General features: G+C 63.7%; 11 protein-coding genes. 6 read left to right on the top strand and 5 right to left on the bottom strand.

Annotated features, from left to right (window positions below):
• Nucleotides 1-9: 9 nt before the first annotated feature.
• Complete coding sequence (locus BLW25_RS23130; RefSeq protein ID WP_092904604.1) at nt 10-1,356, bottom strand: aminotransferase family protein; 1,347 nt, start codon at nt 1,354-1,356, stop codon at nt 10-12.
• A 195-nt stretch (nt 1,357-1,551) separates the two neighbouring features.
• Between BLW25_RS23130 and BLW25_RS23125 the strand changes: the two genes are divergently transcribed.
• From BLW25_RS23125 to BLW25_RS23105, 4 genes are all read left to right on the top strand, one after another.
• Entirely contained in the window at nt 1,552-2,229 is a 678-nt protein-coding gene (locus BLW25_RS23125; RefSeq protein WP_143040601.1) for a GntR family transcriptional regulator, read from the top strand.
• Between the two features lie 514 nt (nt 2,230-2,743).
• Entirely contained in the window at nt 2,744-4,153 is a 1,410-nt protein-coding gene (locus tag BLW25_RS23115; RefSeq protein ID WP_092904598.1) for a cytochrome ubiquinol oxidase subunit I, read from the top strand.
• A 3-nt stretch (nt 4,154-4,156) separates the two neighbouring features.
• Entirely contained in the window at nt 4,157-5,167 is a 1,011-nt protein-coding gene (gene cydB / locus BLW25_RS23110; protein ID WP_092904596.1) for a cytochrome d ubiquinol oxidase subunit II, read from the top strand.
• Nucleotides 5,167-5,325 (top strand): DUF2474 domain-containing protein, encoded by a 159-nt coding sequence (locus BLW25_RS23105; protein ID WP_216279505.1) that lies wholly within the window; start codon nt 5,167-5,169, stop codon nt 5,323-5,325. Before cydB ends, BLW25_RS23105 begins: the two co-directional genes overlap by 1 nt.
• A 46-nt stretch (nt 5,326-5,371) precedes the next feature.
• On the opposite strand, the gene BLW25_RS23100 is transcribed toward BLW25_RS23105, so the two are convergent.
• Complete coding sequence (locus BLW25_RS23100; protein ID WP_092904594.1) at nt 5,372-7,528, bottom strand: malate synthase G; 2,157 nt, start codon at nt 7,526-7,528, stop codon at nt 5,372-5,374.
• Nucleotides 7,529-7,652: 124 nt separating this feature from the next.
• Here BLW25_RS23100 and BLW25_RS23095 point away from each other — a divergent pair, with 124 nt between their 5' ends.
• The gene (locus BLW25_RS23095; protein ID WP_092904592.1) at nt 7,653-8,477 is read left to right on the top strand and encodes an IclR family transcriptional regulator; all 825 of its coding nucleotides are present in this window, start codon (nt 7,653-7,655) and stop codon (nt 8,475-8,477) included.
• A gap of 4 nt (nt 8,478-8,481) precedes the next feature.
• On the opposite strand, the gene glcF is transcribed toward BLW25_RS23095, so the two are convergent.
• The 3 genes from glcF to BLW25_RS23080 are packed head-to-tail and all read right to left on the bottom strand — an operon-like array spanning nt 8,482 to nt 12,357.
• Nucleotides 8,482-9,789: a glycolate oxidase subunit GlcF gene (gene glcF, locus BLW25_RS23090; RefSeq protein ID WP_092904590.1), complete on the bottom strand. Its 1,308-nt coding sequence runs from the start codon at nt 9,787-9,789 to the stop codon at nt 8,482-8,484.
• A complete protein-coding gene (locus BLW25_RS23085; RefSeq protein ID WP_092904588.1) occupies nt 9,779-10,912 on the bottom strand; it encodes an FAD-binding protein in 1,134 nt (377 codons plus the stop codon). Before BLW25_RS23085 ends, glcF begins: the two co-directional genes overlap by 11 nt.
• Nucleotides 10,909-12,357, bottom strand: a complete 1,449-nt coding sequence (locus tag BLW25_RS23080) for an FAD-binding oxidoreductase (RefSeq protein WP_216279517.1) — start codon at nt 12,355-12,357, stop codon at nt 10,909-10,911. The genes BLW25_RS23085 and BLW25_RS23080 overlap by 4 nt, the downstream gene beginning before the upstream one ends.
• Before the next feature lie 179 nt (nt 12,358-12,536).
• Here BLW25_RS23080 and BLW25_RS23075 point away from each other — a divergent pair, with 179 nt between their 5' ends.
• Nucleotides 12,537-13,343, top strand: coding sequence for an FCD domain-containing protein (locus BLW25_RS23075; protein WP_092904584.1), 807 nt, complete (start codon nt 12,537-12,539; stop codon nt 13,341-13,343).
• Nucleotides 13,344-13,358: the final 15 nt, after the last annotated feature.

Genomic DNA, 13,358 nt, shown 5'->3' with positions numbered 1-13,358 from the left:
GTCGCAGTCTTATTTCGCGGCCGGCCCGCGCGCATCACGCGAAAGGCTGGTCAGAACCTCGTCCAGCGTATCGACCAGAGTGTCGATCTCACCTTCGCTGATGGTGAAGGGCGGGCTGATCTGGATATGGTCGCCGCCCTTGCCGAAATTCGCGCCCGGAACCCCGCCGCCGACGATGACGCCGCGTTCGCGCATCATGCCGACCAGACGACCGGTAAAGCCGGTGCTTTCCGGGAAAGGTTCACGGCTGGCACGGTCCGCCACGAATTCAAGCCCGGCATAAAGCCCGCGCCCGCGCAGATCGCCGATCACCTCATGGCGCTGCTGCAGCGCGTCAAGGCGCTGATGCATATAGGCGCCGATGCTGGCCGGGCGGTTGAAAAGGTCTTCACGCTGCATGATCTCGAACACTTTCTGGCCAACGAAGCATGACATCGCATGACCGGAATAGGTGAAACCATGGACAAAGCGGCGTTTGCCCTCGCGGAAGAACCCCGTGATCTTTTCCGAAACGATCACCGCCCCAAGCGGCGCATAGCCCGAGCCGATCGCTTTGCCGCAGGTGATCATATCGGGGAGCACATCCCAGTCCTGGATCGCAAAGGCACGGCCGGTGCGGCCATACCCCATCAGCACCTCATCACAGATGAAAAGGATGCCGTAGCGGTCACAGATTTCGCGGACCCGGCGGTAGTAATCCGGACCCGGCGTAACCCCTGACGCGGTGGTGCCGATGATAGTTTCGGCAAAGAAGCAGGAGATGGTCTCCGGCCCCTCCATCAGGATCGTGCGCTCCAGTTCCTCGATGCAGTGATCGGTGCAGTCGCCCCCTTCGCCGCAGATGTTGCAGCGGTAATTATAGGGCGGGCTGACATGAACGACCGGCAACATATAGGGGTCGTAAGGTGCGCGCCACGAGGTCCGCCCCGACAGGGACAGCGTGGCGATGGTAACGCCGTGATAGCTTTGCCAGCGGGCGAGCATCTTGTGGCGACCGGTCTCGCCGCGCGCGACGTGATACTGGCGGGCAAGCTTCAGCGCGGTCTCATTCGCCTCGGATCCGCCCGAAACGAAATAGACACCTGACATGCCTTCGGGCGCGACCGAAAGGACCGAAGCCGAAAGCGCCTCCTGCCAGGGATGCGTGAAAGAGGCGGTATAGACATAGCTCACCTTCGAGCCTTCCTCCGCCAGCGCCTGATAGATCTCTGTGCGGCCGTGACCGATGCCGATCACCCCGGCGCTGCCCATGCCGTCAAGATAGCGCCGGCCATCAGCCCCGTGAATCCAGACACCCTCTGCCCGCTCGACCAGCGGAGTGGAAACCGCAAAATCTCTGGAAAACACGCCGCTCATCAGTCTCTCCTTATCAGGGCTTCACCCTGATGTGACCGATTAATGATTATCAATAATAATGGCAACGGGTAGGGAAAATTTCGTGCACGCCACGAAAACTGCCCAAAAATTACGCCGAGATGGCGGTATCCAGATGATGACACTGGTCGCCAAGCTGGCTATCGAAGGGCAGAGTTGATTGCGAAGGACAGATCCGTGCGGCATTCCCGAGACGCAGCCCATGTCCGCCCCAGCCTCGAAACCGAGATTGCATCGGCAATCCAGGAGGGCATTCTCGACGGGGAATGGCAGCCTGGCGACCGGCTTGTCGAAATGGAGCTTGCCCAGAAATTCGGCGTCAGCCAGGGCACGATCCGGGGGGCCCTGAAATATCTTCAGGCTGACGGACTGGTCGAGCACCGGCCGCGGCGCGGCAATTTTGTCATCGCGGTCTCCGAGGAAGACATTCGCGATATTTCTTTGATGCGCGATATTCTTGAATCGGCTGCGGCGCAGCTCGCGACCGAGCGGATCACCGATGCCGGCCGGGCCCGTCTGGCGGAAGTTGTCGAGGAAATGCGACGCGCGTCCAACAATCGCCAGCGTCGGCACCTGCTGGAACTGGACCTGCGCTTTCACCGTACTGTGGTCGAGATTGCGCAAAGCAAGCTGCTGCAGGACATGTATAAGCGGCTGGAAGGCCCCGCGCTGCTGTTTCTACTGCTGGCGGATGGGTTTTATGAAGAACCTCAGACGATTGTCGACCTGCATGAACCGCTGTTGGCAGCGATTTGTTCCGGCGACAGCGCGCGCGCGCATGAACTCGCGCGGCGTCACACGGATCAGGACGCCATCCGGCTGACTGACCCATCTGCGAACGGGCCTGCCGTCTGACGGCCGTAGTTGTCGCAGCCGTCTGGCACCGCGATGCCCTGTCTCCAATGCCGGGACCCTGCCAGGCAGCTTATATATGCGGTGTCATCGGGGGCCAGATTTCCTGGCCCTTATATCATGACAGAGCGCTGGCTTGGTCGGGTATCGCCGGGGCATCTGCAACATGCATCCCCCTTGCAAGTCCGTGGCGGGGGGGGGGTGACGATGTAGGCCACAGACGAGGCAAGCAGGTCGCTGTTCAGCGATATTGCCCTGGAGAAACGGGTCCCTGTGCCTCACCCGGTCCAGTCCCCGATGGCGCATTTTGCATGCCGGATGCTGTCGAAGCGTTGGCGATGGCCGCATTGCTCTTTCAGCATCCGGATCACATGCGGCAAGATGCCCCCTGCATTTCTGGCCGCCGGAGTGCTTTTTTCGGTTATCGTGACGACAAGACTGCAATCGGTGTTATCCTTTGGCGGCGGTTTCGCTGCCGCGACCACAGAGCGAGCTGCTTTCCCGGAGGGCATGCCAGATGTTCGGACTGACCGCACTTGAGCTGGCCCGTATCCAGTTCGGGTTCACCATTTCCTTCCATATCATCTTTCCGGCCATAACCATCGGCCTTGCCAGCTATCTGGCGGTGCTGGAAGGGTTGTGGCTGTGGAAGAAGACCGCCGTTTACCGCGATCTTTACCATTTCTGGTCAAAGATCTTCGCGGTGAATTTTGCGATGGGCGTCGTCTCGGGTCTGGTGATGGCCTATCAGTTCGGCACGAACTGGAGCTATTTTTCCTCCTTTGCCGGGTCAATCACCGGGCCTTTGCTGGCCTATGAGGTGCTGACCGCTTTCTTCCTTGAGGCGGGGTTTCTGGGCGTCATGCTGTTTGGCTGGCACCGGGTCGGGCCGGGGCTGCATTTCTTTGCCACCGTGATGGTGGCAATCGGCACGCTGATTTCGGCCACCTGGATTCTGGCATCGAACAGCTGGATGCAGACACCGCAGGGGTTCGAGATCGTGAATGGCGTGGTGGTGCCGGTCAACTGGTTCGAGGTGATCTTCAACCCCTCCTTCCCATACCGGCTGGCCCATATGGTGACGGCGGCTTTCCTTGCCACCGCGCTGTTTGTCGGCGCAAGCGGGGCCTGGCATCTGCTTAAGGGCAATGACAATCCGCGCGTGCGCAAGATGCTGTCTATGGCGATGTGGATGCTGCTGATCGTGGCGCCGCTGCAGGCGGTGATCGGCGATCAGCACGGGCTGAACACGCTGAAACACCAGCCCGCGAAAATCGCCGCGATGGAGGGGCATTGGGAGAACGAACCCGGCAAAGGTGTGCCGCTGATCCTTTTTGCCTGGCCTGATCAGGCGGCCGAAAAGAACCATTTCGAGATCGCGATCCCCAATCTTTCCAGCCTGATCCTGACCCATAGCCTTGACGGACAATTCCCCGGCCTGAAGGAATTCGCCCCCGAAGACCGCCCTCCGGTCGCCGTGGTGTTCTGGACCTTCCGCATCATGGTGGGCCTTGGGATGCTGATGATCACGCTTGGCCTCTGGGCCGCCTGGCGGCGCTGGCGTGGCACGCTTTATGAGGGGCGCTGGTTCCAGCGATTCGCGCTTCTGATGGGGCCGACCGGGCTGATCGCCATTCTGGCAGGCTGGTACACCACCGAAATCGGCCGCCAGCCCTGGGTGATCTATGGCGTGATGCGTACCAGTGACGCGGTCTCGGACCATTCGGCGCTGACCATGAGCGTGACGCTGGTGATCTTTATCATCGCCTATTTCTTCGTCTTTGGCTTTGGCACCAGCTATATGCTGAAACTTGTCGGCAAAGGGCCGGAAGCGGGCGAAGACGACCCCGCAACCGACAATGACGACCCCGGCCAGAGCCCGGCGCGGCCGCTCTCTGCCGCCCCCGATCTCAGCAAGGAGCACTGACCCATGGGCATCGATCTTCCCATCGTCTGGGCCTGTATCATCGCCTTTGGCCTGATGATGTATGTCATCATGGACGGGTTCGATCTGGGCATCGGCATCCTGTTTCCGTTCATCAGGGGGCGCGATGACCGCGATGTCATGGTCAATACCGTCGCGCCCGTCTGGGATGGCAATGAGACCTGGCTGGTCCTTGGCGGCGCAGGGCTGATGGCGGCCTTCCCGCTGGCCTATGCGATCATACTGACCGCGCTCTATATTCCGCTGGCGCTGATGCTTCTGGGGCTGATCTGGCGGGGCGTGGCGTTCGAATTCCGCTTCAAGGCAGATGAGCATCACAAGCCGTTCTGGGATAAGGCCTTCATGCTCGGCTCTGTCACGGCGACCTTTTTCCAGGGGGTGTCGCTGGGCGCTTTCCTGAACGGCTTTCAGATGGAGGGGACGCGCTATACCGGCAGCGCGATGGACTGGGTTTCGCCCTTTGCAATCTTCACCGGGCTGGGGCTCCTGGTCGCCTATGCGCTTCTGGGGGCAACCTGGCTGATCGTAAAGACCGAGGGGCCGCTGCATGACCGTCTCGTCAGCCTTGCGCGGCCTTTGATGCTGGCTTTGCTGGCGGTGATCGTGGTCGTCAGCCTCTGGACGCCGCTTGCGCATCAGGCGGTCGCAGAGCGCTGGTTCAGCCTGCCGAACCTCTTCTTCTTTGCGCCGGTGCCGGTGCTGGTGGCGCTGACAGCCTTCCTGCTCTTGCGGTCATTGCAGACAGGGGATCCGGGGCTTTCGCCCTTCATCCTGACACTGTTTCTTTTGTTCCTCGGCTATACCGGCCTTGGGATCAGCATGTTCCCCTATATCATCCCGCCCGCGATCACGCTTCGCGAAGCGGCGGCCCCGGATCAGAGCATGGGCTTCGCGCTGGTGGGCGCGCTGCTGATCATCCCCGTGATCCTCGCCTATACTGCCTGGGCCTATTACGTCTTTCGCGGCAAGGTGCGGGTGGGGGATGGGTATCACTGATGAAACGCATGGTGATCGCGCGGCAGTCAAACGCATCCGGGTCCTGGCTGAAACGGATCGGCTGGCTGGTGACGATCTGGCTCGCCAGCGTCCTGGCCCTGGGCCTGGTCGCTTACGGATTTCGCTTTGTGATGAAAGCCGTGGGCCTGAGCCTATAAGGGGCAAAAAGGAAAGGCCCCGGCAATTCGGGGCCTTTGAGAGAGGTCATGAGGTCGGGCTGCCTTTCACCCTGCGACGCGCGGCATGGAGCAGGGGTTCAGTATAGCCTGATGGCTGCGACTGCCCCTCAAGGATCAGGGCCCGGGCGGCGAGGAAAGCGGTGCCGTCATAATGCGGGGCCATCGGGCGGTAGGCTGGATCATCCGCATTCTGGCGGTCAACGCGCAGCGCCATACGCTGCAGGCTTTCGTCGATCGCAGCCCCGGAAACCAGACCATGCAGCATCCAGTTCGCCAGAAACTGCGCTGAAATCCGCAATGTGGCGCGATCTTCCATCAGCCCGATATCGTCGATATCGGGCACTTTGGAACAGCCGATCCCCTGATCAACCCATCGAACCACATAGCCAAGGATCGACTGGCAATTCAGATCGACCTCACGCGCGATCTCTGCCGCCGTGAGATTGCATCCTTCCATCAGCGGCGGGGTCATCAGCACCTCAAGGCTGGCGCGGGGGCGAGTGGCCAGCCCGGCCTGGCGCGCGGCCACATCAACCCGGTGGTAATGCGTCGCATGCAGCACCGCCGCAACCGGCGAAGGCACCCAGGCCGTGCTGGCCCCGGCCTGCGGATGGCCGATCTTGGCTGCAAGCATCTCTGCCATGTCATCGGGTTTCGCCCACATGCCTTTCCCGATCTGGCCGCGCCCGTCGAGACCGGTCGCAAGCCCCGCATCGACATTGCCGTCCTCATAAGCCGAAAGCCAGGCGGCGTCGCGGATCTGCGCTTTGGGCAACACCGGCCCGGCCTGCATCAGCGTGTGGATCTCGTCACCCGTGCGGTCAAGGAAGCCGGTATTGATAAAGACCAGCCGGTCTTTCAGCGCCCGCATCGCCTCGCGCAGATTGGCCGAAGTGCGGCGCTCTTCATCCATCAGGCCCAGCTTCACGGTACCGGGCGCAAGTCCGAGAATCTCTTCCACCCGCCCGTAGCAGCGATTGGCGAAAGCGGCCTCTTCAGCGCCATGCATCTTGGGTTTGACCACATAGACCGAACCGCTGCGTGAATTGCGCAGCCCGTCGGTCTTTTGCAGATCATGCAGCGCGGCGGTCACGGTCACCATCGCATCCATCAGCCCTTCGGGCGTCTCTTCGCCATCCAGCAAAACCGCGTCGGTGGTCATCAGATGACCGACATTTCGGCAAAGCAGCAAGGCGCGCCCCGGCAGGGTGAAGGCTTTGCCATCAGGCCCGGTGAAGGCGCGGTCTGCGGCCAGACGCCGGTTAACCTTACGCCCCGCTTTCACGAATGTTTCCTGCAGATCGCCCTTCATCAGCCCCAGCCAATTGGCATAGGCCGCGACCTTATCATCTGCATCGACCGCGGCGACGGAATCCTCGCAATCCTGGATCGCGGTCAGGGCCGCCTCCAGCACCACATCGCGCAACCCCGAGGGGCTGGCCGCGCCGACCGGGTGGGTGCGGTCGAAAACCAGCTCGATATGCAATCCGTTATGGCGGAAGAGCAGCGAGTCGCCTGCCGCGCCCTTTCCGGCCCAGGCGGCGGGATCGGCGAGCGGGGTTTCGCCGGTTTCCAACTCCGCCAGCACCCTGCCATCCACGACCCGCCAGCCTTTGACATCGGCATGGCTGCCTTGTGCCAGCGGCAGCGCCTGATCGAGGAAAGCCGCCGCCCAGGCCACTGCCTGCGCCCCCCGCGCGCTGTCAAACCCCGTGCCGGTGGCGGTGCCCGGCAGCGCATCCGTGCCATAAAGCGCGTCGTAAAGGCTGCCCCAACGCGCATTGGCCGCGTTCAGGGCAAAGCGGGCATTCATCACCGGAACCACCAGCTGCGGCGCGGCGATCTCGCTGATCTCGGGGTCGCAGGGCGCGGTTTCGATGGTGAAATCATCGCCTTCCGGCAGGAGATAGCCGATCTCGCGCAGGAAACCCATCCAGGCGGATTGATCCCAGGTCTGCCCGGCCACACGCCGGGCCTGAAGCCAGTCGTCAATCTGACGCTGAAGTTCCTCTCTCCGCGCGAGAAGCCTGCGGTTTTCGGGCATAAAATCACGCAAAAGCCCGGCATAGCCCTGCCAGAAAGCTTCGGCCGTCAGCGGCAGGCCTGGCAAAAGGCGGGTCTCGACAAACTCAAGCAGGGGCGTTGCGATCTGCAGCCCGGCGCGGGTGAAGGGAGCGGTCATCTCGATGACTCCGGTACAAGAAAGGGTTGCGCTCACCATGCCGCCAGGGGGACATACTGGCCATCTTTGGGTTGAAGTTTTCCACGATGTGGAAAATGATACGTGAAAATGGAAAGGATCGGGGATGGTTCAGGCAGTTGACCGCGCGCTTTTCCTGCTGGAACTGTTGTCAAAAGCGCCCGCAGGGCTGCGCCTTTCCGATCTCGCGCGCGAGGCAGGACTGGCCGCTTCAACCACACATCGCCTGCTGACCACGCTGGAAGAGCGCGATTTCGTGCGACTTGAACCTCAGGGCCAGCACTGGCTGATCGGCCAGCGCGCGTTCACCACCGGGCTGGCCTTCACCCGCTGGCAAAGCTTTATCGCCGCCGCCGGCCCCTATCTGCGCCGCCTGCGTGATCTGACCCGTGAGACCGCCAATCTGGGCATCCTGGCCGAGGGCGAGGTGATCACCGTGGCCCAGGTCGAAAGCCGCGAGATCATCCGCGCCATCGCGCCACCCGGGGGCCGCACGCCGGTGATGAATTCCGGCATGGGCAAGGCCATTGTCGCCACCTGGCCGGATCCGGCGATCGAAGCCCTGATCGCCAGCCACGGTCTGCGCCCGATGACCAGCCACAGCCTGCGCAGCACCACCGAAGTCATGGATGAGATCCGCCGCATCCGTCGTGTCGGCTTCGCGCTGGACAATGAGGAATTCACCCCCGGGCTGCGCTGTATCGCAGCCGTCGTCTGGTCCCCTCTGGGCGAGCCTCTGGGCGCGATCTCGGTCTCGGCGCTGGCGCAACGGATGGCCAGCCGCGAAACGGTGCGGATCGGGCTTCAGGTGCTCGCAGTTGCGCGCGAGATGACCGCAGCACTTGGCGGCGTCGCGGGCGCGGGGGCCTATGGGCCGGAGGCGGGGTCACCAGAGGCCGGATCACAGGCCGATCTGGACCCGGCAACCTGACCCTTTACCCATTTGCCACGTCACCCGCCGCCAGTGCCGGTGGCTTTGGCCCGCCGGTCGCCCAGTCGAGCAGTTCAACCGTATGGACGACCGGAACCCTGGTGCCCGCCCCGATCTGCATCATGCAGCCGATATTACCGGCGCTGATGATATCGGGCCGGATCGCCTCCAGATTGTCGACCTTCATCGCCTGCAGCTGGCCCGAGATCTCCGGCTGCATCAGGTTATAGGTGCCGGCCGAGCCGCAGCAGATATGGCTGTCTTTCGGCTCCAGCACCGTGAACCCCGCCGCCCGCAGAAGATCCTTCGGCGCATTGCGGATCTGTTGGCCATGTTGCAGGGAACAGGCGGCGTGATAGCCCACGCGCAGCGGCGCGGCATGGCCGGCTGAGGCAAGGCCCAGGTCCGTCATCACCTCGGTGATATCGCGGGCCAGCGCCGCCACCCGCGCGGCGTCCTGCGCAAGCGGGGTCTCTGCGAACATATGGCCGTAATCCCTGACCGTGGTGCCACAGCCGGAGGTGTTGATCACCACCGCATCCAGCCCTTCACCGTCCAGCTCGCGGATCACGGCGCGGATATTGGCCGCGGCCAGGGCATGGCTTTGCGCCTCGCGGCCCACGTGATGGGGCAGCGCGCCGCAGCAGCCGATCCCTTTCGGGATCACGACCTCACAGCCATGACGGCGCAACAGCCGGATCGTCGCCGCGTTGATTGCCGGGTTCAGCGCCTTTTGCGCGCAGCCCGTCAGCAGCGCCACCCGTTTGCGGCGCGCCCCCTCGGGCATATGGCTTTGCGGGTCATCGTCGCGGGCAGGCCCGGCAATCCGCTTCGGCGCCATCTCCAGCATCGCCCGCAGCCGCGCATCCGGCATCAGACGGCGGAAGGGGCGGGCGATCTTCGCCGCCAGCAGCGCCAGACGAAAGCGGCCCGGATAGGGCAGCACCCTGGCCAGAACACCGCGCAGGAGGCGGTCCGACAGCGGGCGGCGATAGGTCTTTTCGATATAGGCGCGGGCATGATCGACCAGATGCATGTAATGCACCCCAGACGGGCAGGTCGTCATGCAGGACAGGCAGGACAGGCAGCGGTCGATATGGCGCACCACCGTCGCATCCGGCTTGCGCTCGTTTTCCAGCATATCCTTGATCAGATAGATCCGTCCACGCGGGCTGTCGAGTTCATCGCCCAGCACCTTATAGGTCGGGCAGGTCGCGGTGCAAAAACCGCAATGGACGCAGGAGCGCAGGATCTCATTGGCGCGGGCGGTGCCGGGATCCTGCAATTGTGCGGCGGAAAATTCAGTCTGCATCTGCCGCCCCCATGGACCCGCCCATCAGGCCCTGATTGAAAATGCCCGCCGGATCAAAGACCTGGCGCAGCCCTGCCGAGAGACGGCTGAGGCCCTCCGCCTCGGTCGGAAAGCGCGCGCTGGTAAGGCCGGCGCGCCGGATCAGCCTGGCGGAGGGCGCAAGGCTGCGGATCAGCGCAGCATCCGCCGCACCCTGATACCAGATCAGGCCGCCGCCCCAGTCGGTCAGCACCTCGCCGTGCTCCGCGAGCCGCTGCGCAATCGCCACGCCATCCCGTGCCCGGACCTGCAGCCGCCACAGCGGCAGGGTGTGGTCCGCAAACATCTCCAGATCCCGAAAGCCGCGCCAGAGGGTGCGGCTGGCGTCTCCCTCAAGTTCCTCGACCTCGCATCCGAGCAGGTGCAGCAGTTTCGCCCGGCGCAAGGCGACCTGGGGGCCTGGCCCTTCAAGACGCAGACAGACCCTGCCGCGATGGAAGACCGCCGCGGAAACCTCCCAGGGTGTTGCGAGGGCTTTCGCAATAAGCGCCTGCGCTGCCGTCGGGGCCAGATCCGACACCGCAAGGGTCAATGACACCGGCGCGCGAGGCAGGGTGCGGATCGCGACCTCGGTCAGGACCGCGAGCGTGCCATGAGATCCGGCCAGAAGGCGCGACAGATCCAGCCCGGTGACATTCTTCATCACCCGGCCGCCATTGCGCAAAATGCGCCCCCGGCCATCCACCATCCTTATGCCCAGAATATGGTCGCGGCAGGCCCCCGAGAGCAGACGGCGCGGACCCGAAGAATTCACCGCCACCACACCGCCAATGGTCGGCTCTGCCGCCATGGTCCCCAGCACATGGCGCAGATCAGGCGGCTCGAACGCAAGGCACTGATCCGATTGCGACAGGAGGGCCTCGATCTCGGCAAGCGGCGTTCCCGCCTGTGCGATCAGCGTCAGCTCGCCCGGCTGATATTCCACCACGCCGCTCAGGCCAGTGGTCGACAGGATTTCCCCGCCGATCCCGGCGGATATGCCGGAACTGCCGCCGCCCTCGATCACCAGCGGCGCGGCCATCTGATGCTGCCGGGCAATCAGCGCCGAAAGCTCCGCCTCAGAGCGGGGTATATGCCGGATCATGCTGCACCGCCTTTTCCGGCCCGGAACGGGGCGCTGGCCTCCAGCGGATAGACCTTGGCCGGGTTCAGAAGCCAGTCCGGGTCAAAAAGGCTTTTGATCTCCATCTGGATCGCAAGATCATCCGGCCCGTATTGCGCGCCCATCAGATCACGCTTTTCGATGCCAACGCCATGCTCTCCGGTCAGGCAACCGCCGGCCTCGACACAGGCGCGCAGGATATCGGCGCCGAAGGCCTCGGCCTTTTCCAGATCGCCGGGCTTATTGGCGTTGAAAAGGATCAGCGGGTGCATATTGCCATCACCGGCATGGAAGACATTGGCCACTTCCAGCCCGTATTGCGCAGAGAGTTCGCCGATCCGCTTCAGTGTCGCGGGCAGTTTCGAGACCGGAACCGTACCGTCAAGGCAGAGGTAATCCCCCAGCCGTCCCATGGCACCAAAGGCGGATTTACGCCCCTTCCAGATCGCAACCGCCTCAGCCTCGCTGCGACTTTCGCGGAACTCGACCGGGTTCAGCGCGCCCGCGATCTCGCGGATGGCGGCGATCTGATGGTCGATCTCTTCCGCTGCGCCCTCAACCTCGACGATCAGCACAGCGGGGCATTCGGGATAGCCCGCTCTGGCAAAGGCCTCGACCGCGCGCAGGCATGGCTCGTCCATATATTCGATCGCCACCGGCAGCACGCCCGAGCGGATGATCCGCGCCACGCATTCCCCCGCCGTCACTGCATCACCGAACCCGATCAGCACCGGGCGTGCACCTTCGGGCCGGGGCAGGATGCGCAGGATCGCTTCGGTCACAATGCCAAGCTGCCCTTCCGAGCCGCAAAACAGACCGAGCATATCCAGCCCCGCCGCGCCCGGTTCCGGCCCGCCGAATTCCACCACCTCGCCGGTGACCAGCACCACCTTTGCGGCCATCAGGTTATTGGTCGTCACGCCGTATTTCAGGCAATGCGCGCCGCCGGAATTCATGCCGATATTGCCGGCAATGGTGCAGGCCAGCTGGGAAGAGGGGTCAGGGGCGTAGAAAAACCCATGTGGTTCAAGTTCGGCCGAGACCGAAAGATTGGTCACGCCGCATTGCACCCGGATGAAACGGCTTTCCAGATCCAGCTCCAGCACGTCGCGCAGCCGCATCGTACCGATCACCACACTATCCGCCGTGGGCAGGGCGCCCCCGGCGAGCGAGGTGCCCGCCCCGCGTGGCACCACCTTGACGCCCATCTGGTGGCAGACGCGCATCGCGGCGGCGACCTCTTCGGTGCTGCGCGGCAGGACCACGGCCAGCGGCGCACAGCGATAGGCGGTCAGCGCATCGCATTCATAGGCCCGCAATTCGTCGGGCGCGGTGATCAGCCCATCCGCGGGCAGAACCGCCGCCAGCGCCTGATGAATGGCGTCGCGACGGGCAAGGATATGCTGATCGGGCGCGGGCATCACAATTGTGCCTGACACAGGGCTGATCTCTCTTTTGGCTGGCCCTGCGCATGGTATTTCTGCGGCAGGCACTTGCATCGGTTGGGTTTTGGTAAAATAATTTTACCAATGCTGTCAACCGGCGTCATTCTTGCCCGGTCCGGCAGATGCCGCGCGTTTCGTCCCTGGGATAAAGGCAGCACCATATGGCAGATTGTGACATCAGGGACGGGTCGCCGGGGATCCAGCCCGAACGCGCCGCCGCAGCGGTTGCCCGCCTGATTGAGGCGATGATCCTTGAGGGCAGCCTGCGCCCGGGTGACGCGCTGCTGGCCGAGCGCGAGCTTGCGGCGCGGCTGAACGTGTCGCGCCCGACCCTGCGCGACGGGCTGAAGCTGCTGGAAGAAAAGGGGCTGCTGACCCCGGCGGGGCGCGGGCTGCAGATTGCTCCGCTCGGGATGCAGGCGATTGGCGATCCGTTGCTGGCACTGCTGGCTGACCATGGCGAACTGGCCGATGACTGCCTTGAATTCCGCGATATCGTGGAAAGCGAGGCGGCGGCACTGGCGGCGAGGCGGGCCAGTGACACCGATCTGGCGCATATCCGCGCGTGCCTGAGCCGGATCGACGCGGCGCATGATGCGGGCGATCCGGCGCTGGAGGCCGAAGTCGATGCCGCGCTGCATCTGGCCATCTATGAGGCGAGCCATAATCTGGTGCTTTTGCACATCATGCGCGCGCTCTCGGTCAGTCTGCGCAATGACGTGGTGCAAAACCGCAACCGGCTGTTCACGCGGCCCGACACCCGCGAGGCAATGCGCGCGCAGCATCACCGGATCGGCGCGGCAATCCTTGCCCGCGATCCGGCGGCAGCACAGGCCGCGGCGCATGATCACCTTGACTGGCTGCGCCACACCACGCGCGAGATCCGGGACGCAGAAGCGCGGCGGCAGGTGGCGGAGCGCAGGCGCCAGGGGCCAGATCTGACCAATGGTAAAGGCGGGGCCACCTGACCGGCGACGCCGCTT

The organism is Rhodobacter sp. 24-YEA-8, from assembly GCF_900105075.1.
Taxonomy (GTDB): domain Bacteria; phylum Pseudomonadota; class Alphaproteobacteria; order Rhodobacterales; family Rhodobacteraceae; genus Pseudogemmobacter.
Note: the sequence above shows the minus strand (reverse complement) of the source record. Positions and strands in the feature narration are given on the sequence as shown.

Excerpts from the sequence above, each read along its gene's own strand:
- BLW25_RS23100 (WP_092904594.1), bottom strand. The coding sequence starts at position 7,528 with ATGACCGCTCCCTTCACCCGCGCCGGGCTGCAGATCGCAACGCCCCTG.
- BLW25_RS23115 (WP_092904598.1), top strand. The coding sequence starts at position 2,744 with ATGTTCGGACTGACCGCACTTGAGCTGGCCCGTATCCAGTTCGGGTTC.
- BLW25_RS23075 (WP_092904584.1), top strand. The coding sequence starts at position 12,537 with ATGGCAGATTGTGACATCAGGGACGGGTCGCCGGGGATCCAGCCCGAA.
- glcF (WP_092904590.1), bottom strand. The coding sequence starts at position 9,789 with ATGCAGACTGAATTTTCCGCCGCACAATTGCAGGATCCCGGCACCGCC.
- BLW25_RS23130 (WP_092904604.1), bottom strand. The coding sequence starts at position 1,356 with ATGAGCGGCGTGTTTTCCAGAGATTTTGCGGTTTCCACTCCGCTGGTC.
- BLW25_RS23085 (WP_092904588.1), bottom strand. The coding sequence starts at position 10,912 with ATGATCCGGCATATACCCCGCTCTGAGGCGGAGCTTTCGGCGCTGATT.
- BLW25_RS23105 (WP_216279505.1), top strand. The coding sequence starts at position 5,167 with ATGAAACGCATGGTGATCGCGCGGCAGTCAAACGCATCCGGGTCCTGG.
- BLW25_RS23095 (WP_092904592.1), top strand. The coding sequence starts at position 7,653 with ATGGTTCAGGCAGTTGACCGCGCGCTTTTCCTGCTGGAACTGTTGTCA.
- cydB (WP_092904596.1), top strand. The coding sequence starts at position 4,157 with ATGGGCATCGATCTTCCCATCGTCTGGGCCTGTATCATCGCCTTTGGC.